The 25,202-nt window shown below is 36.3% G+C and carries 19 protein-coding genes and 2 pseudogenes; 14 read left to right on the top strand and 7 right to left on the bottom strand.

Annotated elements, in window-relative coordinates; translation table 11 throughout:
- The first annotated feature begins 9 nt into the window (after positions 1-9).
- Entirely contained in the window at positions 10-1,503 is a 1,494-nt protein-coding gene (glpK, locus tag ABS917_RS16220; RefSeq protein WP_350479982.1) for a glycerol kinase GlpK, read from the top strand.
- Positions 1,504-1,651: 148 nt separating this feature from the next.
- Here glpK and ABS917_RS16225 read toward each other — a convergent pair.
- Positions 1,652-1,930: pseudogene (locus tag ABS917_RS16225) on the bottom strand (SRPBCC domain-containing protein); the annotation flags it as partial.
- A 122-nt stretch (positions 1,931-2,052) separates the two neighbouring features.
- On the opposite strand from ABS917_RS16225, the gene ABS917_RS16230 reads away from it, so the two are divergent.
- Positions 2,053-2,649, top strand: a complete 597-nt coding sequence (locus tag ABS917_RS16230; RefSeq protein ID WP_350479983.1) for a CAP domain-containing protein — start codon at positions 2,053-2,055, stop codon at positions 2,647-2,649.
- Between the two features lie 199 nt (positions 2,650-2,848).
- On the opposite strand, the gene ABS917_RS16235 is transcribed toward ABS917_RS16230, so the two are convergent.
- Entirely contained in the window at positions 2,849-7,366 is a 4,518-nt protein-coding gene (locus tag ABS917_RS16235; RefSeq protein ID WP_350479984.1) for a S8 family serine peptidase, read from the bottom strand.
- Between the two features lie 890 nt (positions 7,367-8,256).
- The gene (locus ABS917_RS16240) at positions 8,257-8,565 is read right to left on the bottom strand and encodes a DUF5658 family protein (RefSeq protein WP_350479985.1); all 309 of its coding nucleotides are present in this window, start codon (positions 8,563-8,565) and stop codon (positions 8,257-8,259) included.
- Between the two features lie 457 nt (positions 8,566-9,022).
- On the opposite strand from ABS917_RS16240, the gene ABS917_RS16245 reads away from it, so the two are divergent.
- Together ABS917_RS16245 and ABS917_RS16250 are read left to right on the top strand one after the other, a co-directional pair.
- Positions 9,023-9,721 (top strand): HAD family hydrolase, encoded by a 699-nt coding sequence (locus ABS917_RS16245; RefSeq protein WP_350479986.1) that lies wholly within the window; start codon positions 9,023-9,025, stop codon positions 9,719-9,721.
- Positions 9,722-10,001: 280 nt separating this feature from the next.
- A complete protein-coding gene (locus ABS917_RS16250) occupies positions 10,002-10,466 on the top strand; it encodes a YtxH domain-containing protein (RefSeq protein ID WP_350479987.1) in 465 nt (154 codons plus the stop codon).
- 149 nt (positions 10,467-10,615) lie between these two features.
- Here the strand turns inward: ABS917_RS16250 and ABS917_RS16255 are convergent, their stop codons facing one another.
- Together ABS917_RS16255 and ABS917_RS16260 are read right to left on the bottom strand one after the other, a co-directional pair.
- Complete coding sequence (locus ABS917_RS16255; protein ID WP_350479988.1) at positions 10,616-12,046, bottom strand: carbon starvation CstA family protein; 1,431 nt, start codon at positions 12,044-12,046, stop codon at positions 10,616-10,618.
- A gap of 588 nt (positions 12,047-12,634) precedes the next feature.
- Positions 12,635-14,113, bottom strand: coding sequence for an aldehyde dehydrogenase family protein (locus ABS917_RS16260; protein ID WP_350479989.1), 1,479 nt, complete (start codon positions 14,111-14,113; stop codon positions 12,635-12,637).
- A 421-nt stretch (positions 14,114-14,534) separates the two neighbouring features.
- On the opposite strand from ABS917_RS16260, the gene ABS917_RS16265 reads away from it, so the two are divergent.
- Positions 14,535-15,887, top strand: coding sequence for an amino acid permease (locus ABS917_RS16265; RefSeq protein WP_350479990.1), 1,353 nt, complete (start codon positions 14,535-14,537; stop codon positions 15,885-15,887).
- Here ABS917_RS16265 and ABS917_RS16270 read toward each other — a convergent pair.
- Positions 15,872-16,501, bottom strand: a complete 630-nt coding sequence (locus ABS917_RS16270; protein ID WP_350479991.1) for a LysE family transporter — start codon at positions 16,499-16,501, stop codon at positions 15,872-15,874. The two genes, ABS917_RS16265 and ABS917_RS16270, sit on opposite strands and share 16 nt — an antisense overlap.
- Positions 16,502-16,736: 235 nt before the next feature.
- Positions 16,737-16,928, bottom strand: a complete 192-nt coding sequence (locus ABS917_RS16275; protein WP_350479992.1) for a histidinol-phosphatase — start codon at positions 16,926-16,928, stop codon at positions 16,737-16,739.
- A gap of 269 nt (positions 16,929-17,197) precedes the next feature.
- Between ABS917_RS16275 and ABS917_RS16280 the strand changes: the two genes are divergently transcribed.
- The 9 genes and pseudogenes from ABS917_RS16280 to ABS917_RS16320 form a co-directional block, all read left to right on the top strand.
- Positions 17,198-17,569: a YhjD family protein gene (locus tag ABS917_RS16280; RefSeq protein WP_350479993.1), complete on the top strand. Its 372-nt coding sequence runs from the start codon at positions 17,198-17,200 to the stop codon at positions 17,567-17,569.
- A gap of 126 nt (positions 17,570-17,695) precedes the next feature.
- Complete coding sequence (locus tag ABS917_RS16285) at positions 17,696-17,851, top strand: hypothetical protein (protein ID WP_350479994.1); 156 nt, start codon at positions 17,696-17,698, stop codon at positions 17,849-17,851.
- Positions 17,852-17,861: 10 nt separating this feature from the next.
- Positions 17,862-18,141 (top strand): annotated as a pseudogene (locus ABS917_RS16290) (DUF3219 family protein).
- Between the two features lie 6 nt (positions 18,142-18,147).
- Entirely contained in the window at positions 18,148-19,170 is a 1,023-nt protein-coding gene (locus ABS917_RS16295; RefSeq protein WP_350479995.1) for an LLM class flavin-dependent oxidoreductase, read from the top strand.
- Between the two features lie 148 nt (positions 19,171-19,318).
- Positions 19,319-19,558 (top strand): hypothetical protein, encoded by a 240-nt coding sequence (locus ABS917_RS16300; protein WP_008403930.1) that lies wholly within the window; start codon positions 19,319-19,321, stop codon positions 19,556-19,558.
- 505 nt (positions 19,559-20,063) lie between these two features.
- Positions 20,064-20,714 carry a hypothetical protein gene (locus ABS917_RS16305; protein WP_350479996.1) on the top strand — a complete coding sequence of 217 codons (651 nt, stop codon included), beginning with the start codon at positions 20,064-20,066 and terminating at the stop codon, positions 20,712-20,714.
- A gap of 407 nt (positions 20,715-21,121) precedes the next feature.
- A complete protein-coding gene (locus tag ABS917_RS16310; RefSeq protein WP_350479997.1) occupies positions 21,122-22,771 on the top strand; it encodes a catalase in 1,650 nt (549 codons plus the stop codon).
- An 859-nt stretch (positions 22,772-23,630) separates the two neighbouring features.
- Positions 23,631-23,774 (top strand): hypothetical protein, encoded by a 144-nt coding sequence (locus tag ABS917_RS16315; RefSeq protein WP_350479998.1) that lies wholly within the window; start codon positions 23,631-23,633, stop codon positions 23,772-23,774.
- Between the two features lie 1,233 nt (positions 23,775-25,007).
- On the top strand, positions 25,008-25,202 hold a 195-nt coding region (locus ABS917_RS16320; RefSeq protein ID WP_350479999.1), incomplete at its 3' end, for a DinB family protein.

The following is a 25,202-nucleotide window of genomic DNA, read 5'->3' on the forward strand; positions in this document are numbered from 1 at the left end:
GATTTGAAGATGACAGAAAAATTTATGATGGCGCTAGACCAAGGTACAACTAGTTCACGTGCAATTTTATTTGATAAAAATGGTACGGTATTTCATACAGCACAGCAAGAGTTCCCGCAATATTTCCCAGAATCAGGTTGGGTAGAGCATAACCCGGAACAAATTTGGTCTTCCGTGCTTTCATGTATCGCGGCAGTGTTATCTGAGAAAAATGTACTCGCAAGTCAAATCGCAGGTATTGGTATTACAAACCAGCGTGAAACGACAGTCGTATGGGATAAAAATACGGGTAAACCAATTTACAATGCAATCGTTTGGCAATCACGACAAACAGCAGAAATTTGTGAAGATTTAAAAGCGCGTGGCTTAAATGATACGTTCCGCGATAAAACAGGCTTGCTCATTGATGCGTACTTCTCAGGGACAAAAGTGAAATGGATTTTGGACAATGTAGAAGGCGCTCGTGAAAAAGCGGAAAATGGGGATCTCTTATTCGGTACGATTGATACATGGATCATTTGGAAATTAACGAACGGTAAAGTGCACGTAACCGATTATTCAAACGCATCCCGAACATTAATGTTCAATATTTATGATTTGAATTGGGATGAAGAGCTACTTGATATTTTAACAGTTCCAGCTTCGATGCTTCCAGAAGTGCGATCTTCTTCTGAAGTATACGGTCATACGGATGCAGATAAATTTTTCGGTCAAGAAATTCCAATCGCAGGTATTGCGGGCGACCAACAAGCAGCATTATTCGGGCAAGCTTGCTTCGAGCAAGGAATGGTGAAAAATACATATGGCACTGGTTGCTTTATGTTAATGAACACAGGTGAAAAAGCGGTAAAATCTGATCATGGTTTATTAACGACAATCGCATGGGGCTTAGACGGCAAAGTAACGTATGCGCTAGAAGGAAGTATTTTCGTAGCGGGCTCTGCTATCCAGTGGTTGCGCGACGGGTTACGTATGTTCCGTAAAGCGGAGGAAAGTGAAGCATATGCAGCACGTGTAACATCTTCTGAAGGCGTGTATGTTGTACCGGCATTCGTTGGACTAGGAACGCCTTACTGGGATTCGGATGTACGCGGTGCAGTATTCGGCTTAACGCGCGGTACAGAAAAAGAGCATTTCGTACGTGCTACACTTGAGTCACTTGCATATCAAACGCGTGACGTATTAGGTGCAATGGAAGCGGATTCAGGAATTCCGTTAAGCACGTTGCGTGTTGACGGCGGCGCGGTGAGAAATAATTTCTTAATGCAATTCCAATCAGACCTATTAAATGTGCCAGTAGATCGCCCGGTTGTAAATGAAACAACCGCTTTAGGGGCAGCATACTTGGCTGGTTTAGCAGTAGGCTATTGGGAGACATTAGATGACATCTCAAATTACTGGAATTTAGATCATAAATTTGAGCCTGAGATGGGCGAAGAAGAGCGCGAAGCTTTATATACAGGCTGGGGCAAAGCTGTAAAGGCAGCGCAAGCATTTAAATAGTACGTTGATTAACTCATTATGAAAAGCAGAAAAGCTGTATGAAGAGCAAATAAGCTTTTCATACAGCTTTTTTTGTTAGATTTTTATTTGGATAGAATGATAAATCATCTAAGAACAATATTTCAGAGTAAACATAGATATTCATTTATTAGGTAGTTTGCTCTGTGTATTGTTTGAAATGATCTAAAATAGCCTGCCATCCTTGTTGTTGAAACTCGATTGGATTTTCAGTTTCAGCGTCAAACGTTTCAATTACTTCAGTGTTGGCTCCTTGACCTTTAAAGATGATTTTAACTTTCCTTCCATCTCCCATTGTATAAGAAATCAATTCATGTAATTTTACTTCATCGTATGTTCCACCAAAATCAAACCCCATACTACCATCTTTTGCTTCCATTCTTAAAACGAATTTTCCACTTTCAGCAAGCGATTGTCACAATTGTAATGTTTGTTATGGATTTGCAAAAGAAGCGCCATTCATTCCCTAGTGAAATCACAATCTTTCTCTAGTAAGCTTGTAACAGACAACTAGAAAGGAATGATTCAATAATGTTGAAAAAAAGTATCGTGTTGTTCTTTAGTATGATGCTATTTGCGCTACCAGCTACTGCATCTGCAGCTACTTATACAGTTAAAAGTGGGGACACGCTTTGGAAAATTGCCTCTAAAAATCAAATTGGTCTAAGCGAATTAATTTCTTTAAACCCTACATTAAAAAATCCGGATATGATCTATGTCGGAGATAAAATTACTATTTCAGAAAATGAACAACAAGCAGTAGAAGAGCAAGTAGTAAGCCTAGTAAACAAGGAACGCGCACAGCAAGGGTTAGCACCACTTAAAATCGATTGGGAGCTAGCACGTGTTGCGAAATATAAATCACAAGATATGCATGACAAAAATTATTTCAGCCATACAAGCCCAACTTACGGGTCACCATTCGATATGATGAAAAAATTCGGTATCAGCTATACAGCGGCAGGTGAAAATATTGCAAAAGGTCAAAAATCAGCTGCGCAAGTAATGGATGCATGGATGAATAGTTCAGGCCACCGAGCAAATATTATGGATGCAAAATTTACGCATATTGGTGTAGGTTACGTTGAAGATGGTAACTATTGGACACAAATGTTTATTAAAAAATAATTTATTAAATTAAACATAGAAATATTGATTCAGAAATCGAACATAGAAGTCAGATATAGAATGATCAATAACTATTTTATAAATACAACAAAACAGCCAGTATAAGCTCGGTTTCCTTTCCGACTTATACTGGCTGTTTTTATTCAAACTTTTGGGGTGTAGCTCTAGTAGGTTAAACTTGGGATATTTTCATTTTTGGTTACGGTGTCACTGTTAAGTTTTCATCATTTAAGTTCGGCATTTCGATTAAATCTTCCTCTTTAGAAGATTGTTCCTCAGCAGCTGCATCGCCAGATTCTTCTGTAATTACAGGTAAATTAATATATAATTTACCTTCAGCTTTTTGACGAGTTTCATTATTAAAGTCATCGATTGCAATTACTTCAATAACTGCACCATTTGCAACGGTATCAGCAGGAACTGTCCAGTAGCCCACATAATGACCATTACCTTGTTCCATCATCGGTAATTCAGTTGCATTTTGAACTAAGTTTGTTAGTGGCATATGGATTACAAAAGTAGGTTTTAACCCTGGCTCACTATCAAACTCAATTTTAACTGTTCTACCAGTTGTAATTGTAACGTCTGTAGCTGGTGTTAAATTTGAAATGATCGGAGCATCGAAATCTGCTGTTACAGTAACTGTTTTAGAAATACTGTTGCCAGCTTTGTCTGTAGCAACTACTAATATTTCATTCTTTCCATTATCAAGAAGAATACGGTGCGAATATTTTCCGTTACTAATCTTTGCATTAAAGCCATTAACAGTTACTGTGTCAATATTTTCATCAGTAATTAAACCTTCTACAGTTACTGTTTCACGATTTACTTTTTCGCCATTAGAAGGTTTGTCGATTGTTAGTTCAGGGGCTATCGTATCTAAAGTCACTAAAACCGGAGTTGATTCGCCCGTTACGCGACCATCTAATTTTGAAAAAACTGAAAATTCATTAGCGCCCTCAACTAGGTTTGCTTTAATTTCAAATTTGCCGTCGTCTCCAACTACTGCTGTTGTAACGACTTCTCCATTTTGTTTTAATTCAACAGTTGTTGTTGGAGATGCAGTACCATTAATTGTTGTTTCAGCCTCATTTGTAATTGAGTTTGTTACTGGAGAAGTGATTACTGGGCCAACTACTTCATAGCTAACGCGTGCGCGAATCATATAGTTTCCTTCGCTTGCAGGAGCTGTAGACCATGCACCTGATACATGCTGATAGCTTCTTGCTGCATTTTTACCATCTTCATCCGTTGCTAGACCTGGTGTATTCGGGTTTGCAACTGTTTGACGGTAGACCATATAGAAGTCACCATTTACAACAATATTGTGATCTGTTAAATCTACGACTGTCCATTCACCATTTCGAAGAGCCGTTGCATCAATCGGGCCAGCTAATTGTTTGCCAGGCGTACCGTCTGCTCCGGTAGCATCCCAAACCTCCACTGCAAATGCAGTTCCGCCTGGAGTAGGCCATTCAGTTGTCCAAAAACGGAACACACCATCTGTTACAATACCGCTTTCTTTACCTTCAGGAAGAGACATTTTAACTGCCCATGCATTTCCGGCTGCATTGAATGCACGCGCATTTTCAGCAGTGCCATCATCATAGCCTATTTCTCCACCTGGATATGTGTAGAACGGCTCAAGTGAAATGTTTATAGGTGATAACTCACCTGTAAGAGAAACAGGGATTTCTTTTCCATGGTAGCCACGAGCAATTACTTTTAATGAGTACGTACCTACATATGCTGTAAGGGCAAAGTTACCGTCAGCATCTGTTTGTACAGGAGCGATATTTGCGTCTTCAACTAAAATAACTGTTGCACCTTCAATCGCTTCTCCTGTTGTTTCGTCAGTAATTGTACCGCTTATTGTATTTTGTTCAATTTCATCTAATGTAAAATTAGCAGTAGAAGTGCTATCAGCCTCGATTGTGACTGTTTGTACTTCAGATTCGAAACCGTAAGCCTCTGCTTTTACATTAAATGTGCCCGTACCATGTGTGAGTTTGTACGAACCGTCTGCTGGGCTTGAATAAACCGAACGTCCTGACTCTATTACACTTATTTGAGCGCCTAATGGAAGAAGTGTTGGATTGTTGATTACTTCGATCTCAGGTGCCTTATCTTTTGAAAGTACATCAGGTTTAATTGTTTTTGGATCTACAGCTTCTTTTAATGCATCTTTTTCTTTCCCGTTTCCTTTATTGCCGTTGTTCCCGTTGTTGCCATTGTTGCCATTGGTATTTCCTTTATTTCCGTTGTCAATTCCTTTACCATTTCCGTTTCCATTATTATTGTTTTTACCTTTAGAGACTTTACCAGTTTGAGATACGTTAGCTAATGCTACATCATCAATATACCAGCCATCTCGTTGTACACTAGAATCTGAGAATGCATTGAAACCAATATAGATACGTTGCCCGGCATAGTCTGATAGATCAACCTCTGCGTCTAACCAACTATTTGATAGACCTTGAACCATTAATAATTGTGTCCAGTTTTCTTGGTCTGTTGACACGAATACATGTCCATAATCATACGCTCTACCAGAGCTGGCTTGTTCGAAGTTATGCCAATGTTTAAATTGGAGGTACGAGTTTCCTTCAGGTAGATCAATTGGAGGTGCAACGAGTGTCGCATTCATGCTGTTTGCATATGTTCCAGATAAGTTGGTTGCATACACTTTTTCGCCTGAGGCTGCATTTCCTGGTCCAGATGTTGGTACACCCCAGTCCCAGCTATCATTAGTACCAAATGAGTACCAGCCAATAGGTTGTGTTTCAAAATTTTCGAAATAACCAACAGTGATGCCTGGTTTTACTTCCACAATGTACTCGTCACTGATTACTTCATTGTTACCGAAGTCATTAATTGTCCATTTGTACGTAAATGAATTGCCGGAGATTAAATCACCCGGAATAACTACAGCGAATTCACCAGCTTTATGATCACCAGATTTACGTCCAGCAGGGATTTGCTGCCATGTATTATTTTCATCTTTGTAGTTAAGTACAACTGATGAAACACTAATGTTATCGCTAACTGAAACGGTTAAATTTAAATCCATCCCTGCATAAGTTTCATGTGGTGCTGTATGATCGAATTGAGGTGCTTCAGTATCAGTTCCTGCTTTTGTGACTTGACCTTCAAGTGTACCTAATCCGGAAATAATTGAAGAAACAGCTTCATATGCATCCACTAATCCATAACCATATGCATGGTTTGGTGTAGTAGGGTATTGACTGTCTGTTAGTGGATTGGCAGTGTCTAGAAGAATCTGTTCCATTTCATCTACTGTTAGATTTGCATTCACTTGACGTAAGAGGGCAGCAACACCTGATACAGCAGGGCCGGCCATCGATGTACCGTTCCAACCACCTTCATAACCTCCCCCTGGAACAGATGAACGAATGTTAACACCAGGTGCAGAAATGTCTGGTTTAGTTTCAGCATAAGGGGAAGGACCACGTAGAGAGAAATTACCAACTAAGTTATTTATGTCCGTTGCGCCTGTGGCAAAAGATTCCGGATAGTTGGCTGGTGCAGCAACAGATCCAGCCCCACCTGGATTAGTGAACGTTGTATTACCTGCTGAGAATTCAGGGAAGATTTCTGCTGCACGCCAGTTAATAACAACATCACGGTACCATTCGTCTAATCCAGCGCCACCGCCCCAAGAGTTATTCACAACATCTGGTGCCATATCAACGCGCGGGTTTCCGTTAGCATCTGTTGGTGCTAAAATCCACTGAGCTGCCTCTAATAGATCGGCATCTGTTCCACCGCTTGCAGTGAAAGCTTTAACAGCAATATACTTCGCCCCAGGTGCAACTCCAATTTGATTTGAGCCATTTTGTTCACTACCGACCATTGTACCAGTAACATGTGTTCCATGGTCTACGTCGTCATATGGAGTAGCTCTTCCTGCAGAAGTCGAATCATACCAGCTGTAATCATGAGAAACTTCTCCAGTGGCTGAGTTATAGCCGCGGTATTTTTCTTTTAAAGCTGGATGATCCCATTGAACGCCCGTATCAATACTTGCAACTACTGTACCTGAGCCATCTATACCCATTTCCCAAACTTCAGGTGCATTGACGCGTTCAATATTCCACTCAACGTTTGCAACTTCTGCATTTGGTGTTACAGCATTTTCAGTTTTGGTTGTAAAGAGCTGACGTGTTTCATTTGGTAAAATTTTCTCAACTTCTTCGAATGTAGCGATTTTTTCTGCAACTTCCTGAGTTGCTGTAACAGCAATTGCATTTACGATATAAAAGGATGTTATATCTGTTGCATTTCCACTTGCCGCTTCTTTATCAAGGAATTGCATTACTGATTGTTGAGATTCAATAGAGGTTGCCTTTAGTTCAGAGACAACAGCAGAACGTTGAATCAACTTTGCATTTAGAGCAGATAAGTTTGAATCAACCGCTTTTTGACGAGCAGCCGTGGCAACTTCTGTAGAATTTGCCTTATCTTTAAATTTTACTAAGAATGTTACTCTGTTATCCTCTTTGAAATTTTCAAGTAAGCGTTTATTCAATTTTTCGCGTGCAGAACTAAAAATACTACTCGAACTCGAATCTCTAAAAGATTCATAGAGTTGATTGGAAGTTGTTTGAGCGTTAGCAACACCTGGTGTCAGTAAAGAAAACGTCATCGCTGCAGTAGCAAAAATACTAAGTGCTTTTTTAGAATTTTTTTTCTTCATCAATTTTACTCCTCCTTCGATTTTTAATTCACTTTCTACATCTAAAACTTAATTTTTAGCTGTAGGTTGTAATTTAAGGACAACCTTTCCTCCTTTCTTTATGTTATAAAGGTAGAAATCACTAAATTTTGAATTTGAATTCTCTAGATGTAAGTACTATGTTAGGTTATGGAAAAAAATTTGTTTATCGTATTATGTCGAAAATTTCAGTTGGAAAATATTTTTGGAATTAATTAACTATTTTTTAGAGGGTAAAGAGGGCAATGGGACATGGTTGAATAATTGCGGAAATCAGTAATGGTAAGGTTTAGCTGATTATTTAGATTACGTAAAAATAATAAATCTTATCTTCCTTTACGCAAAAAGATTAGTTTAACCTATAAAAAGAGCAATAGGTCTAAAGGTCATTTTTTTCTTTTAGGTTGTATAAGGGACTTTTTATGTATCTAACTAATATTTAATTATTATTCTTAATTCAAAAAAGTGAAAAATCTTCTTTTGTAGTTTGTTGGAAAACTCAGGAATTAAAGTGAGTTAAAGAATTGGTTGTTTATTTTAATGTTATTTTCAACTAATTTACCGATAAATTTGAGGGGGAAGAAAGCCTTGTGAAAAATCTGTATATATTGAACTAGTATTCAAGTTTTTATTAAACTTTCGCTTTTTCATAATGAATTTGAATTTTAGAAATGTCGAATTTTGTCTTAATGCCAGGTGTTGTATTATTTAAAATAATGCTTGGAAACTGAGAAAATAAATTCATGTTACAAAGTACGAATATGAAGTATTTTGATTATGTTTTTGTTTAATAAATCAGGGGGGATTAGAAGGGGAGGACAGGAGAATTTATATTGCTGTCCAAAATAAAAAGCAGAATCAATTCTGCTTTTTTACAACAACATAGTTATCCAGGTCATATGTAGAACAAATATCCCGGTATATAAGAACATAACAAAAGAAAGAACTATTCGCCAAACATTGGTTAACCTTGCAGGGAAATTTGATTTCCACAGTAACAAAATGGCACCAGATAAGGTGACTTTTATTCCAAGGATTGTTAAGGGCGAAAACGAACTCATCAGTGGGTTCGCTTCCTCAATCCATCCATTACTGAGTCCCCAAGCCGTACAAATGCCATCAATTAGATTTAATAATAAAATAACCAACAACATTCGTTTGATATTGAACATGTTTTTCATTAATGTCACTCATCGCTTGAATAACAAGCTCTCCTTGTCTACGTTCTTCTTAATCTCTCCAACTGTAGATAAGCTTTTACAAATGGGGTTATTTTTATACTGTTGGTATAACTGAAATGAAACGGAAGGGTAATATAATGAACAATAAAAGTTTCATCCATTATTGAGAGACATAAAATTGGTAATCGAGAGGAACTACTTCATATGGATGTAAACAGTGTAGAAGCAAACACAATTAAGACAAACTGTGCAGGTAATATACCCAAAAGGATAAAAGATAGTAGTAGATGAATTTCAGATAGCACCTGAGAAAAGTCAACGCTCTCAAATAGTAGCTGGATATTCTGAATAAGATTTCCGCAATCATGCGCTTTTCGCAAATAAGAAATATGCTTTATTCAATTACACGGCTATATAGTGGAATAACATTCTATAATATGCTTAGGGGGAGTTCAACATGTTTAAAGCTGTATTATTTGATTTAGATGGAACTTTATTAAATCGCGATAAGTCAGTAGCTTTTTTTATTAACCACCAATATGAAAGACTGAATAAGATACTTTCTCATATTCCAAAAGAGCAATTTGTATCACGGTTTATTGAACTAGATAATCATGGATATGTATGGAAAGATAAAGTGTACAAACAACTAATTGAAGAATTTAATATATGTTCAGTAACTTGGGAAGAACTTCTCGAAGATTATTTGGACAATTTCAAACATCATTGTGTGGGATTTGCTCATATTCATGAAATGCTGGAGGAGTTAAAAAATAATAAAATCGCTTTAGGTATGATTACAAATGGATATGGTCAGTTCCAAATGGATAACATTAAAGCTTTAAATATTGAAAGTTATTTTGACGTAATTTTAGTATCCGAATGGGAAGGAATCAAGAAACCTGATCCCAAAATCTTTATAAATGCATTGGAAAAGTTAAATATAGAACCTTCAGAAAGCCTATTTATTGGAGACCATCCTGAAAACGATGTGAGAGCTGCTCAAAGTGTAGGTATGGCAAGTGTTTGGAAAAAAGATAATCAGTGGACTGATGTAGAAGCAGATGGAGTAATTGATGATTATTTAGAACTTCCCGTGCTTATGAAGATTTTAAGCAGTAATAAAAATTGCTATACATATAACATACTCAAATAAGGGTTTACACAAAGAAAATCAATAAAAGGCATGAATCCTATTATTTTTTTAAAAGAGATGTACCTTTTTTCGTAGTGGCTGAATACTAGCAAAAACAATAAATATGAACGATCGAGTTAAGGCGCTTTATGGATGATATATGCTCATATAGTTTAAAAATCCTTCTAGGTTACTTTTAAAGGAAAGAAGAATAACCTGGTTTTGAAAATGTTTAGATGAGAAAAATATCGGGCAACTAAGGTATAAGTTAACAAATTCAAACCAAAAAGGAGCATTCATTATGACACAAACTTCGTATAATAACTTATCGACAACAACTGAAAATGATAATAATGGTAAGCTTTTAATAGGAATGATAATAGGGGCAGTTATTGGTGGTGCGCTTTCAATGCTTGATGCAAATACAAGAAACAAAGTAACTGTGACAACCAAAAATATGAAAGATTCAACAATGGATATGTACAGCCAAGTTAAAAATAATCCTTCAGAAGTGAAGGATGACTTGCAGGAGCGACTTAAATCCGCTTCGTCCGTATTAAAAGAAGCTATAAGCGATGCTCAAAATCTTTATGAAAAAGTTAACGAGAATATTATTCTCCCAGTTACTATGGTAAAGGACGAGTCAAGTGAAATACTTTCCCATGCCAAAGAGGCTACGACAGAATTAAAAGACATCGGTGGGAAAGTGAAAGAAGCCGGCGAAGAAGTGAAGGGAAGCAGTAATGGGCAAAGCCAAAGTGCTTAGCTTCCGTGAAATTTTAATTGATTAACGTAAAATTAATTTAGATTTTGAATTCATTTAGTATAAAGTCGAAGCATACTCAAAACAAAAATCTCGCATTTTTAGGAATTATAAAAAAGCGAGATTTTTTAGTTAGCAAAAGTCTGAATCCCTTATTTCTCTGTTAAAAATACCGGATTTGTAAAAGCTTTATGCTTAAAGATTTGATAAATATAAATGAAAGAAACTAGGACTGTACAGCTTAAACCAATGACGACACCAGTTTCATAAGCAAGCGCAAATCCTTCTGGCGCTACCATTGAGTATACAAATACTACAGAGGTCATGAATAGGGCTGGTAAACCTGCAATCCAGTGGAACTTGCCTGATTTCAATAAATACGATGTTGCAACCCAAAGCATAACTGTTGCAACCATTTGATTCGTCATCCCTACATAACGCCATAAGAATTGATAATCAATTGTTGATAGGAAAAATGCGGGTGCTGCAACTGCAACTGTTGCAAAAATTGGTGTTGTACTATTTTTTGAAAAACGAGAGCCTAAAAAGTCTAACACAATCATGCGTGCTGAACGTAATGAAGTATCACCTGTTGTAATTGGTAAAATTACAATCCCTAATATTGCTAAAATACTACCAAATGTACCAAGTAATGCAATTGAAATTTCATCTACTACACCACCTGCACCAATTTCGGAGATTTTTGGTAATAATTCTTCTGTACCGCCATAGAAACTCATACCAGCCGCACACCAAATTAATGCAATGACACCTTCACCAATCATGGCACCGTAGAAGACTTTACGACCTTCCGATTCTTTCTTGATTGTTCTTGAAATTATCGGGCTTTGTGTAGAGTGGAAGCCAGAGATTGCGCCACAAGAAATCGTGATCATTAATAATGGCCAAACCGGTAAATCATTCGGATGCATATTAGTTAAAGATACTTCAGGAATCGCAATACCTGAAGTGACTAGTGATACTAATACCGCACCGGCCATAATGATTAATACTGCACCAAATAGTGGATAAATACGACCGATAATTTGATTGATCGGTAAAATTGCTGCTAATAAGAAGTAGATGAAAATCGCAATAAGTGCTGTCATAAATGTAAATCCTAATTTTGACGAAAGAACAGCAGCAGGTCCTGCAGTAAAGGCAGCAGCTACTAAAACCATTAATACTACTGAAACGATATCAGTGAAGACACGCATTACTTTACCTAAATAACGTTGAACAAGTGCTGGGAATTGTGCGCCTCCATGACGTAATGATAACATCCCTGCAAAATAGTCATGAACGGCACCTGCAAAAATACAACCAAATACGATCCAAACCATTGCAACGGGTCCATACAATGCACCTGCAATGGCACCGTAAATAGGTCCAAGCCCTGCGATATTCAATAATTGAATCATCCAGCCCTTCCAGGCAGGCATGGGCATATAATCTAAATTATCAGCTTTTGTATAAGCTGGGGTCGGTGTTGCATCATTAACAATAAACACTTTTTCAATAAACTTTCCATATATGATATACCCTACAATTAATAGAGCAATCGAACCAAGAAGTGTATACATATATCTTCCTCCAATATTTCTGATAACTCAAATTATAGTAATGGAAGGTTACATTTGTAAACACAATTTTTAGAAAATTCAGTATAAATATTGATTAAAAGTGTAAATATATAAATAAAATATAGATAAACAAACATTATGTAGTGAAAACTGTTATATAAAAATATATTAAAAATCAAATAATTTTTGATAGAGATTTATAGATATCCGTAATAAATTGATAAAAGTAGAAAAAATCTATTAAATTTCCAGTAAAATGTAAAATTATCAAATACCTCTCTGAAAATGGCTGTGCATACTTATCACATCCTTATACATCACCATTAATAGAATCAACCCCATATTTCGTTGATGTTCCATACCCTGCATACGCAAAATTGCAGAAGAAATTGTGAAGAAGCTAAGACCGTAGGGAAAGTCAAAGAAGCAGGAGAAGAAGTGAAGGGTAGCAGTAATGGGTTAAGCCATGGTACTTAAAATTAAATGTCCCATATCAGATCCTGAAAGCACAGGGTACAGATAAGTAAATAGACAAAAATAAGAGCATTAACCAATTGGGGATTAATGCTCTTTTCTTTTGAAATACTTTTATTCAGGAATGTAAGGTAATTCTAAGTCGTTTGGCAGGTTGATGACATGAGTTTCTGTGTAAGATTTGATGCCATCTAATCCGTATTCGCGACCTACACCTGATTGTTTAACTCCTCCAAATGGGAAACGAACATCTAATCCTTGAATTGCGGCAGTGTTAATCATCGTTGTACCTGCTTCAATGCGACGAGCCACTTTTATAGCATGTTCTTCTTCTCCCCAAACGGAACTTGTTAAACCATAAATGCTTTCATTGTGTAATTGAATCACTTGTTCTTCATCATCATATGGAAGGATTGGAACAGTAGGACCAAATTGTTCTTCTACTACCACACGGTCGTGAACATCTGCACCTAATACGAGTGTTGGTTGTAGGAAGTAACCGTTATCCATTAATTCAGGGTTTATAATTGTCCCTAATGGAATAATTTCTGCTCCTTTATTTTTGGCATCCTCCACTAAACTTTTTACATATTCTACTTGGTTTTTGTTATTTACTGGACCGACTGTAACATCTGGATTAAATGGGTCGCCTACTTTAATCCATTTGTTTGCTGCTTCAATATATTTTTCAACAAACGCATCATAGATTGAACGGTGGACATAGACACGTTTTGCAATCATGCAAATTTGACCTGCTGTTAGGAAGTTGGAAATAACCATTCTTCGTAATGCGCGTTCATCGTTAACATCAAAGTCATTTAATACGATTGCTGCATCATTACCGCCAAGTTCAAGAGTCATTTTTTTAATCGTTTCAGAAGCTGCTTTCATAATATGTTTAGCAGTATTTGTACCACCTGTGAAGGCAATTTTCGCAACTTTAGGGTTGGAAGTAAGTTCAATTCCAACTTCTGCATCTCCGTTAACTAAGTTCAGTACACCAGCAGGGAATTCGTCCGCAATAATTTCAGCTACACGACTTACCGCTAAAGGGGCAAAAGGACTTGGTTTTAGTACCATTGTATTACCTGTTAACAAAGCAGGAGCAATTTTGATTGTTGAAAGGGAAATCGGATAGTTCCATGGCGTAATCGCGGATACAACACCGATTGGATCATGTGTAATGATTGTTCGACCTGTTTCATGTTTACGATCTTCGGGAGCTGTCACTTTTTTCACATTGTCAACGGCGAATTCCATCCACATAAGAGAAACAGCAATTTCTCCTTGAGCATCATAAAGCGCTTTCCCGTGTTCACGAGATAATAACTCAGCGATTTCAGGCGTTGCTTCTTTTAACTTCTGAATGGCACGTTGCATTCTTGCGATACGATCTTCCACATCACTCCAAGCCCAAGTTTTAAAGGCTTCGTATGCCGCATCGATTGCCTGGATTGTTTCCTCTCTCGTATTATTTGGAGCGTAACCAGCAATTTGCTCCGGGTGTGTTGGATTTTCACGCGTAATTTTTTTATCTGTTTGTATTTTTTCGCCATTAATAATAGCGTTAACTGTAATTGGTGTATTATTCATACTAAACCCCTCCGAATAGTGAGATTATCTTACAATAACTATATTATTCCTATTTAAGTTAGTGTTCAAGTTAGTTGCTCATACTAGAAATTACCTTATTTAATACCAACTCCAGTTTGTGTGTATCAAAATTTTATAAGAAGTATTAAGAAAACTAAGTAAATGCATTCTTCTCAACACTCATACTTTTTATACAATTATCAGGTCAGATTGGGGAGACTGCTTAAGTATGGTTAAAGAATTTTGAAATCACGCGCATAAAGGAGTTTAGAAGATAGGTGGGAAAGTGAATGGAGACAGCATAATAAATTGTTGTTTTAGCAATGTCCAACTTATTCCCTTATTAGAAGTGCTTTCATCATCTCAATAGCACATAAATCCACTTTTTTGTGGAAGGCTATTTTCATGTGGAGGTGTAGAAATGGGGAATAAAGCGTCGGGTGCTAACGACGAAAAAGCAAATCTTACTTGGTGGCAATTATCTCTTATTGGAGTAGGCTGCACTATTGGTACAGGGTTTTTTCTTGCTTCAAGTATAGCGATTAAAATGACAGGTCCTTCTGTTATCTTGGCCTTTATAATGGCTGCTACAGCAACATATATTGTGTTTGAGGCTCTTGCTAAAATGATTGCATCGGATCCACAGAAAGGATCTTTTCGTACCTATGCTAAAAAAGCATACGGACGTTGGGCTGGTTTTAGCAGTGGTTGGGTTTACTGGTGTTCAGAAATCTTAATTATAGGCAGTCAACTTACCGCAATTTCATTATTAACTGAATTTTGGTTTCCTGATATTAAATTGTGGATTTTCGCAGCAATCTATGCAGTTCTCGGTCTCATTGTTCTATTTATAGGAGCAAAAGCATTTGGAAAATTGGAAAGCGTATTCGCTGTGATGAAAATTGCAGCTATTTTTATGTTTATTATAATTGCAACTTTAGCGCTGACAGGTGTGATTGGCGAAAAATCAACTCCGGACCTCCCCCAATCCGTGAATGAATTTTTCCCGAAAGGCTTCATCGGATTTTGGAGCGCTTTAATATTCGCATTTTATGCCCATGGCGGGATCGAAGTAATGAGCATAATGGCGATCCATCTTAAAAATAAAGAGGATGCACCTAAATCAGGTAAAGTGATGCTTGGGCTGCTTGGAATCATTTATGTGACCGCACTTTCGTTAGCACTATTACTGAAGCCATATGATAAGTTCAAGGAGAGCAAGAGTCCGTTTGTCGAGGCTTTATCAGGCGTCCATAATATCGATTTTTTCCCGCATGTATTTATCGCAGCAATTATTATTGCGGGGTTTTCAACAATGTCTGCATCATTGTTTTCGGTTACCACCATACTTGTGACAATATCAGAGGACGGAGACGCTCCAAAAATCTTCAGTAAACAAAAGAAAAAGAAGCTCAAAATGCCATTACCTGCAATTGCTTTAACATCTTTGGGGCTTGTACTTTCTATCATTACGTCCTTATTACTGCCGGATAAAGTATACGAATATATAACGACTGCTGCAGCATTAATGCTACTTTACAACTGGCTGTTTATTTTAGTCATGTACCCGAGGTTAGTTGAGACGACTACTTTCGATAAAGTGAAAAGAATTATTGGAATATTACTAATCAGTTCTGCAGTTAGCGGAACACTTTTACATCAGACGAGTCGTCCAGGCTTTTTTATAAGTTTAGTATTTCTCGCAGTAATCGGTAGTATAGTCTTTTTTATGCGAAAAAAATGGAAGAAGGAAGAAGCTCAAAATAATGCTTGAAAAGCCTGAACACCAAAGTAAATACCGAATCCGATCATTGCAAGCGATGAGATGATGGAAATCGTATTTATGAATCCGGTCGATAATAATTTGCGGGCTCCACTGGATATAGCGGCCATCAGCGTATCCCACAACATTATTCCAAGGATGACGGCCAGGCTATTGACAATTATTTGATTATCCGTAGTAACTTTGTTTGTTTCCGCAAGAACTGAACCATAGATTCCAAGCCAAAAAAGGATAGTTAGCGGATTCAATAGTGACATGAGAAAGCCTGTTAATAAGGAATGTCTAAGACGAGTAGTTTTTTTATTGGTTTTTAAAGCTATCTCAATCTTATGTAGAGAAAGTAAATTCTCTATCCCGGAATATGTAAGAACAAAACAACCAAATGACCAGAGAAATACTTTTACTGGAGAGTATTCAATAACTTGGCCAATGCCGAAATAAACCATTATCATGTACAAAATATCAGCTGTCAATGCACCGATGCCAAAGATAAGCGCATGAAAAAAACCGTTTTTAATTCCTGTATCTAGCTGCGCTGCGTTGACAGGACCGATAGGCGCAGCTAAGGATACACCTAAAAAAATGTAAGCAGCTATTGAGTTCAAAAATAGCCCTCCTTTAAAATGATGTCTGTGCATCTTATTCAAAAAGGGTGACTTGTACAACTATAAAAATGGATTTTATTTCAATAACTAAGTAGCCCTATACCAGTGGAAAGGTAAAGGGCTGTAAATAGAGGTATTTTTAATGTCACTTTGAATCTTGCAAACTCAACCATTAAAGATGTTCGTACAAAGGAAAAAATACAATCTCCCCTATAGGGAGACTGTAATAGTAATATTACTTGTTATTGTTGTTATTTTTGTTGTTCTTATTAAAGTTAATGTTGTTGTTTTTGTTGTTACGGTTAATCTGATTTTGATCATTTAAATTGTCGAAGTTGAAATCTTCACCAAATTCAAATTCATTATTATTGTTCTTATTATTATTGTTATTTCGTTGACGTTTAATATTAAGGTTATTATTTTCCACAGCAACTCACCTCCTTAACAAAAGTTAGAATGGCTTAAACAGCTTTAAAAATACTCAAATTTCAGTTGAAAGTTTTTCCTTGAGGTGGATAAATCCAATTTACATACACAAATCACGCATACAAACAAGTGTTCCTGTATAAAATAGAGAGTAGGGAAAATTTGTGCCGCTATTGGAAAACAACTTATAAATAGTTGAAGAAAGACGGTGGGAAAACAAACATCAATTCTTAGCGGTATGTCCAACAATCAGAAAAGCGAGTGGTCAAAATGCATAAAGAATTCATGAAATTTAGCGATGATATTCACCGGTATATTGTACTGGAATTATTTTTAAAAACACTCGAGCGTGATAGGGATTGCATTTCCGAATTAAAAATGAGAGACGTACTGGAAGAATGGTACGATTCCAAAATTAATGAAACCTTTCTTGAATTTAAAAAGCTAAGGGACTTTTTATATAAGAAAGGATGTAAAATAGAAAAGCAGAAATCTGATGATTATATGACCTATTATTTTATATTGTTTAGGGGTTACGATGAAACGAGAAGTTATGGAAACATTGCTTTACGCAACTGGGTGAGCGAAGAAATGAAACGTATATTAGGAATGAAGTACCAAACACCCGCCGACAGGAAATAAAGTCCGCTTTTCTTCAATAAAATTGTAATCTGGTCATTGAGTCATATCGTTCTTCAACAATGGGGCTCGATTCTATAAAGGCTGCCGCCAAGTATACTATAATTATTACATAGGGGGGCGAAAAAAATGGATTATACTAAAATCTATAACGAGGAATTGATTACCTTAGTAAAAGGGAAAATACAGTCAGTCGGTGAAGTTAAAGCGGTGAAGTTTGTGAGAGAACAAACAGGGATGTCTTTAATACAGGCAAAAAAATTTGTAGATTTTTGCAAAGAATAGGGGTGATTTCTTGGTCAGTAAAATAATTTTAGATGAAAGAGCAATTCAATTAAATAGCTATAAAGAAGAAAAAGTAAATGGGCTCTATAAAGTCTCAGTCATTTTTGACGTGACAAGCAAGGAATATCATGACATTGCAACTTTACAATGGAACATTTGACGTTAAGATTCCCGAAATAGATATAATGTTTAGAGGAACGATATTTAACTACTCCACATCTATTACAAATCTGTATGAAAAAGATCAGGTAAGACAGTATAAATTGACTTTAGTGGAAGTAAAGGACTGAAATTTAATGAGATTAAGCATATTGGATCAATCACCTATCTCTTCAAATCAAACTGCTGGGAATGCATTAAATTGGTCAATGAAATTAGCACAGGCAGGGGATGGACTAGGATATACAAGGTACTGGATTGCCGAACATCATGATTTATCTGGACTAGCATGCCCTGCACCTGAAGTGATGTTAAGCTACATTGGAGCTAACACGAATCGAATTCGTATAGGATCTGGCGCAGTCTTATTGCCTCATTACCGACCATTTAAAGTTGCTGAGATCTTTAATACGTTAGCGACACTATTTCCAAATCGAATTGATTTAGGAATTGGACGAGCGCCAGGCGGATCCGCTGAAGCGATGACTGCTTTGTCTGGTAACTTTATAAAAAATGTTGGGAACTTTCCTTACATATTGAGAGACCTACTTTATTTTTTAGATGATGATTTTCCAAAGAATAACGAATATTCAAAGTTATCGGCTTCTCCCATACCTGAAAATCCGCCATTACCTTGGCTCCTAGGGACTGGTAAGAAAAGTGCTTTACTCGCAGCGGAAAATGGATTGCCATTTACTTTTGGTCATTTTATGAGCGATCAAGATGGAGCTGCTATTATTAATGAATATATTGATAGCTTTAAACCAAGAAAAGAAGGGCAAACGCCACAAGTCATCGTTACGGTTAACGTTATTTGTGGAGAGACAACGGAAAAAGCCGAAGAAGTTGCAGCAAGCTTTCTCATCTGGTCCTTACAAATGGAAAAAGGGGAGGGCCAACAAGGGGTTCCTTCTATAAGTGAAGCTAAACAATATAAACTAACTGAAAGAGATAAAGAAACATTGGAAAAAGTTAGACAAAAAATGATTATTGGTAATCCTCAAGAAGTGAAACAGAAATTATTTGAGTTAAAAAAAGAATACCAAGCTGATGAAATGATGATTAATACAATCACATATTTACCGGAAGATCGAATCCGCTCCTATGAACTAATTGCAAATGAAGTATATTTAGAAGGAAATAAGCATGAGAATAACTAACATTTAATACAATGGAAGCTGCAGTAATTTGGACGAATTGACTACAAAGATAAGCTTTTCCAAAATCAGATGATTGGCAAATGAAACCTCCTAGATATTTTACATATATAATGAACCATCACACATTCTATATAGAGGAGGTGTGAATATGGGGAAGAAAGTTTCGAAGGCGAATCATGGAAAAACAGGAGTCGAACTAATAAGTGAAGCATTTGGCATGTCAAAAAACGACAGCGAAGCATTATTAGCCCAGGCGTCGGAAGTTCAAACTACGGACATTCCTTTCGGTAAAGAAGATGTATATGCAAGGGATAGTACAACAACAACTTTGAACAATTTACATGAAGATAATACATCCGCCATTTTAGATCGAAATGGGCCAAGGTAATTATTGTAAGTGAATCAATTGTGACTTAAGGCAATTCTTCCTTTAGAGTAACAAAACTTTACAATCCCTTAAATAAGAGCGTATGTTCTTAATTTAAGGGGTTTTTTATTTTCAATATTTTTAGCGTTTATACATTTAAAACTAATTTCCGTACACACTGGTGCAAAGATAAATCATTAGAGGGAGATACAGCTGGTAAGCTACCAAGCGCAGTAATTAATTGTACATATTAAATAAGAAAATAAGCTCGTCATTTTTGATTGCACTCAGTGTAATGGGCTTTTTTATTTTGGCTGAGCAAAAAAAAATTTATTACTTTAGTTTAACGATCGGGAAATATTGCGGGTTGGATAGGGGAAATATGGTTGATTTGATTCGAAAAGGCCGAATTATGGCAGGAGACACAAAACATAGGGCATTTCTATCGTTTTTCCAAAAAGAAGAGAAGAAAATACCATAATATGATATTTTTAATTCGGCAAATAAATATTTTTAGGAGGTATTTATGAAAAATAAGTTAATGCCTTTATTGGGGTTGTTTTTTATTGGTCTAATACTTTTCTTCATTTTTGATATATCTAAAAGTGAAGAAGTTGTGCCAAATGATGTAGTGACTACCGCTAGTAAGCATAATGATAATGTCTATTATAGCATTGATAAAGAACTTCATTTTAATTTAGGAATTGATACACATGTTTTAGAGTTTTTTGAAAGAGAGAATAAAAGCATAGGAGAGGCAAATACAAATAAGATGGGATTTGGTTTAGAGAAATCCTCAATGAATGTATATTTCTTTGATTTTAAAAATGTTGAAGCTACGACGCTTGCCGAAAAGAACTACGAAGAGTTTGATGCTAAAACAAAGGGTGTTATAAGAACACCTGAAGGCAATTTTAATTTCGAAAGTGATGGCTATTTACATGTTGTGAAATTATCTGATGAGCAAACTATCTATTCAGGTCGTTTTAAGGGGAATTTCAAAAATAAACAGACAGAGGAAGCATTCTTCTTAACAATGCGATTTAATCCCGAAACAGAACAAATAGACGTATCTTTTACAAGTGGAGTAATCGGAGATAATGCGATTTTATCTTTTGGTAAGTCTTTTATAACCGACGCACAGTTTAACGAAATTGAAGAAACGATTAGAAGATAAAAAATGAGTAAGTTGTACCTGTTTGTCATTACATAGGCATAAATGTTTTATGAGTGTTTTATTAAATATTAATCCTGCTGCCACAAACGAAATATATAACTATAAAAGTCTCTCCGTATTCAACTACATAGGCGATTTTTTATCTGATATTCGCCAATTCAATATTTAGTTTAGAAAGAGTAATCAAGTGGCTTGTATTACTCTTTTTTGTTTTTCTGTATACACTGCATTGTCTCACGTTATACTTCATTACCCTTTTGTTTTAAAGGTGACCCATGAATTATACAGTACAAGATATACTCAGAAAAATTCCCCTTTCTTGAATATAAACGGATAAATTCGGGTATAAAGCATAGTGGTAGGTTTAATATTGTTTATAAGTAATGTATTTTAGAGGAGGTTTTATTGTGGCAGAGAACAAAGACAAACATATTGCAAAAAAAGAGGATGGGGAACGTGAAATTCTGACTACTCGTCAAGGACACCCTGTAAGAGACAACCAGAATATCCGTACAGTTGGTAACCGTGGACCGGCTACTTTAGAAAATTATCATTTCATTGAAAAAATTTCACACTTTGACCGGGAAGAGGTTCCTGAACGCGTAGTACATGCACGTGGCTCAGGTGCTTTCGGTTATTTTGAAACTTACGGTAAGGTTGGAGATGAGCCTGTAGAAAAATATACCCGTGCAAAAGTCTTTTCTGGAGCCGGTAAGCAAACGCCACTTATGGTGCGTTTTTCTACAGTGGCAGGTGCAAAGGATTCACCTGAGACTGCACGAGATCCGCGCGGCTTTGCAGTGAAAATGTATACGGAAGATGGTAACTGGGATCTTGTAGGCAACAATTTAAAGATTTTCTTTATTCGTGATGCTATGAAGTTCCCTGATATGATTCATGCTTTTAAAGCAGATCCGGCTTCCAACGTACCGAATCCACAGCGTATGTTTGACTTTGTTTCACGTACACCGGAAGCGACGCATATGATTACATTCCTATTTTCACCTTGGGGTATTCCAGCGACATACCGCCATATGCAGGGTTCAGGTGTTAACACATATAAATGGGTTAATGAAGAAGGTAAAGCTGTACTTGTGAAGTATCATTGGGAACCAAAACAGGGTATCCGCAATTTGACTCAAGAAGAAGCAAACTCCATTCAGGCTAAAAACGTAGGACATGCTACACAGGACTTATACGAATCAATTGAACGTGGAGAGTATCCAGAGTGGGAACTGTTCGTCCAAATTATGGAGGATGACTATCATCCAGAACTTGATTTCGATCCACTTGATGACACGAAACTATGGCCGGAAGATAAGTTCCCTTGGTTGCCTGTAGGTCGTATGGTGCTTAACCGCAACCCTGAAGATTTCCATGCAGAAATCGAGCAGGCTGCATTCGGTACTGGTGTTCTAGTAGATGGTATGGATTTTTCAGACGATAAAATGCTGCAAGGGCGTACATTCTCTTACTCAGATACCCAGCGTTACCGTGTAGGCTCAAACTACTTGAAATTGCCAGTCAACGCACCAAAGGCACCGGTTCGTACAAATCAGCAGCGTGGACAGATGGATACGCGTGATCCTAAAGAATCCGGTGAAAACCCACATATTAATTATGAGCCGTCAATGATTGGTGGCTACCGTGATGCAGGGGATAAAGCATATCCACCACATCAGCCGTCCTATAATGCGGCATTAATGAGTGAGCCTATTGATCGCCCGAATAACTATGGTCAAGCAGGTGAAACATACCGCAGCTTTGAAGACTGGGAACGTGATGAGCTTATTAATAACTTATCGGATGCTCTGGCAATCTGTGACAAGCGCATTCAGGAAGCGATGTTTGATCACTTTACACAGGCTGATGAAGATTACGGCCGCCGTGTTAAGGAAGAGACTGAAAAGAAAATGAAAGAAATCGAAAAAATGGCTCAGGAAGGTAAATTACCGGGCCGAGAGTCAGGGATTTCTAAATATGGACAGGGTACGACGGCTGCGAATGAAGCAACCAAAGATGCAGTGAAGAAAAGCCATGAGGCAGACCCGTATTAATGATTAAAAAGAACACCTTGATGATTGTTATACGCCCTAAAGGAACAGTTATAAACTATTCCTTGATTTGACCAAAATTTTAAAAATGCAATCAGGTAATATTAAAAGACTTAAGTTTGGTTTTCCACCAAGCTTAAGTCTTTTATCTATTGGCAGCGGCGAGAAGTAAATTTATTGCAGGAATCAAGGCTGTATTCAAATTCCTAACTATTCGAAGAGAAATCGAGTGAAATGGCTTAAATGGGCATTTAGGTAATAAGGGTATTATTAAAAAATGTGTAAACTCATTGTCTAATAGACATTTTGGAGACGGAGCGTAAATTAACTTTTATGCTCTGTTTTTATTTTGTTTAAAGAGGTGAATGAAATAAAATTTCAGGCGCTTTTTATACCACGCGGATGTTTGAAGAGGCTTTTAAAGAAAGCATCATTAGCTTGGGATCCTTTTTAAAATCGGTGCACGATTCTAACAATAAAATTAGAGAGGCGATTGCACAACTACAATCATCATTTGTGGAGTGCAAAGAGAATAAACTGTCACCAGGGCAAAAATAAAACCAGCCAGAATTTTGGAGATATCATAACGAACATAAACGCCATCTGCATTTTCGTGAATTGTAATTGCTGATCCATATCATGAAGAATGGTCATATTGGCGGAGATAAGGCTAATAACATATCTAACCCAACGTAAAGAAAAGCTATAGTGCCAACAAAAGATGAACGGTACCAGGCATTTAAAGAAAACCATTGATGCTATGAATGGGTAAATGTTGCAGAGAAATTGTCCATGTCGCGTAAAAAAAAATATTTAAGCGCAATGTATTGATTGATAAGACAGCAGAAAGGATGGAGTGGTTTTGAAGATTGAAATTAGCGGTGTAAGTTTTGGTATGGTGCTCGCTATAATTATTTCATGGAGCGTTAATAAATCTATACTGTGGGCAATCATCCATGGTATGTTCGGTTGGCTCTATGTAATTTATTATGTACTCACAATTTGAACTTCTTAACTTCTAGTGAATAATTTCAAACAAAAGCAGTCTTTTTTTGGTTTTTCTGTATTAACTGTGTTATAAGTTTTTTGTCTAGATAGGTAAGGGGTCTCTATATAAGCTACTATTGCTAATTTAAAATCAGACGGCTTTTTAATGTAACCCAAGGTTCAAATATAATCATATTAAAAGCGTTTTTCAGTTATAGGGCCAGATTGTTGAATAACATATTCTTTTTATTTCGGTTAACACAAGAATTAGATATATTGCTCAACATTGTTTTATCCACAAGATTTTGTTAAAAAAGCCCTAAACATTTGTTTAGGTGCTTTTTAATTGTATTAGATAGACATTAGTATGAGATATAGATGTACTGCAATAAACATAATTAAAGTAATTATTCCTATCCACTTTATTAATTTAATATTATTATTGGAATACATAAGGAATGCGATATATACCACTACTGCCAGCAATGAGATAGGCAAATGATAAAACCATATACCACCAAACAGTAGTAATTTTGTCAATGGAATGCTTACAAGTAAAGATAAAAAACCACCTAATACATAACTAAGCGTTCTTGAGAACTTCTTATAGATTAACTTATAGAAAATAAAGCCACAAATAGCACTGATGATTACTACTAACATAAACAGATACATAATAGTTAAATAGATCATTGACAAGTCCTCCTACAATTTCATATTACCATAAATAATTGTTGGATATATTTTTAAACTTGTCTGTTGAGCTGTATATTCAACCATCGGGCGCGATTCTTCAAAAAGAAGATCGCTTTTTTACGTTAGTTGAGAAATTAAATTTTACAATAATCGACCTTTATTGCTACTAACTATTCTATTACGAGAATATATAATAATTTATTCAACCAAAAGTTGTATGTTAATATTCTGTTACTTATTTTACCATTTGAATTACAATTTACAGGAGTCAATTAAATTTTATCGGCAACAAAAATCTAAAGAGTAATTTTGTATTCAATAGCATTTAAATAAACTTCCAATTGAAGAGTTTGGGGCACAGAAAACCAGACTTCAACAATCAGGAGCTTAAGTTGAATAATGAATAAGAGGTATTCATAGCAAACTAGATGGTCTTCTTTATTTACACATTGTAACTGTGTTCAAATGGTTCCTGTGATAAACGTTTCGCAATTTACAAAAAAATATAGAGGAAATTTAGTGACAAAGCAAAAACAATTGTATTGGAGTGATTAAATTGTTAAATTTTTTTAAATATAACTGGCAGGTAAGAGACGAATGGTTTGATTGGTGTTCCCAGCTATCAAATGAGGAATTGAAGAAAGAAAGAACTGGTGGAGTAGGGAGTATATTATATACTCTATTTCACATTATTGATGTTGAATATAGTTGGCTTCGTGCTATACAAGGCAAAGAAGACATAGTAGTTGAA

Source organism: Solibacillus sp., from assembly GCF_040273735.1.
In the GTDB taxonomy this organism is placed as follows: domain Bacteria; phylum Bacillota; class Bacilli; order Bacillales_A; family Planococcaceae; genus Solibacillus.

Excerpts from the sequence above, each read along its gene's own strand:
- glpK (WP_350479982.1), top strand. The coding sequence starts at position 10 with ATGACAGAAAAATTTATGATGGCGCTAGACCAAGGTACAACTAGTTCA.
- ABS917_RS16230 (WP_350479983.1), top strand. The coding sequence starts at position 2,053 with ATGTTGAAAAAAAGTATCGTGTTGTTCTTTAGTATGATGCTATTTGCG.
- ABS917_RS16235 (WP_350479984.1), bottom strand. The coding sequence starts at position 7,366 with ATGAAGAAAAAAAATTCTAAAAAAGCACTTAGTATTTTTGCTACTGCA.
- ABS917_RS16240 (WP_350479985.1), bottom strand. The coding sequence starts at position 8,565 with ATGAAAAACATGTTCAATATCAAACGAATGTTGTTGGTTATTTTATTA.
- ABS917_RS16245 (WP_350479986.1), top strand. The coding sequence starts at position 9,023 with ATGTTTAAAGCTGTATTATTTGATTTAGATGGAACTTTATTAAATCGC.
- ABS917_RS16250 (WP_350479987.1), top strand. The coding sequence starts at position 10,002 with ATGACACAAACTTCGTATAATAACTTATCGACAACAACTGAAAATGAT.
- ABS917_RS16255 (WP_350479988.1), bottom strand. The coding sequence starts at position 12,046 with ATGTATACACTTCTTGGTTCGATTGCTCTATTAATTGTAGGGTATATC.
- ABS917_RS16260 (WP_350479989.1), bottom strand. The coding sequence starts at position 14,113 with ATGAATAATACACCAATTACAGTTAACGCTATTATTAATGGCGAAAAA.
- ABS917_RS16265 (WP_350479990.1), top strand. The coding sequence starts at position 14,535 with ATGGGGAATAAAGCGTCGGGTGCTAACGACGAAAAAGCAAATCTTACT.
- ABS917_RS16280 (WP_350479993.1), top strand. The coding sequence starts at position 17,198 with ATGCATAAAGAATTCATGAAATTTAGCGATGATATTCACCGGTATATT.
- ABS917_RS16285 (WP_350479994.1), top strand. The coding sequence starts at position 17,696 with ATGGATTATACTAAAATCTATAACGAGGAATTGATTACCTTAGTAAAA.
- ABS917_RS16295 (WP_350479995.1), top strand. The coding sequence starts at position 18,148 with ATGAGATTAAGCATATTGGATCAATCACCTATCTCTTCAAATCAAACT.
- ABS917_RS16300 (WP_008403930.1), top strand. The coding sequence starts at position 19,319 with ATGGGGAAGAAAGTTTCGAAGGCGAATCATGGAAAAACAGGAGTCGAA.
- ABS917_RS16305 (WP_350479996.1), top strand. The coding sequence starts at position 20,064 with ATGAAAAATAAGTTAATGCCTTTATTGGGGTTGTTTTTTATTGGTCTA.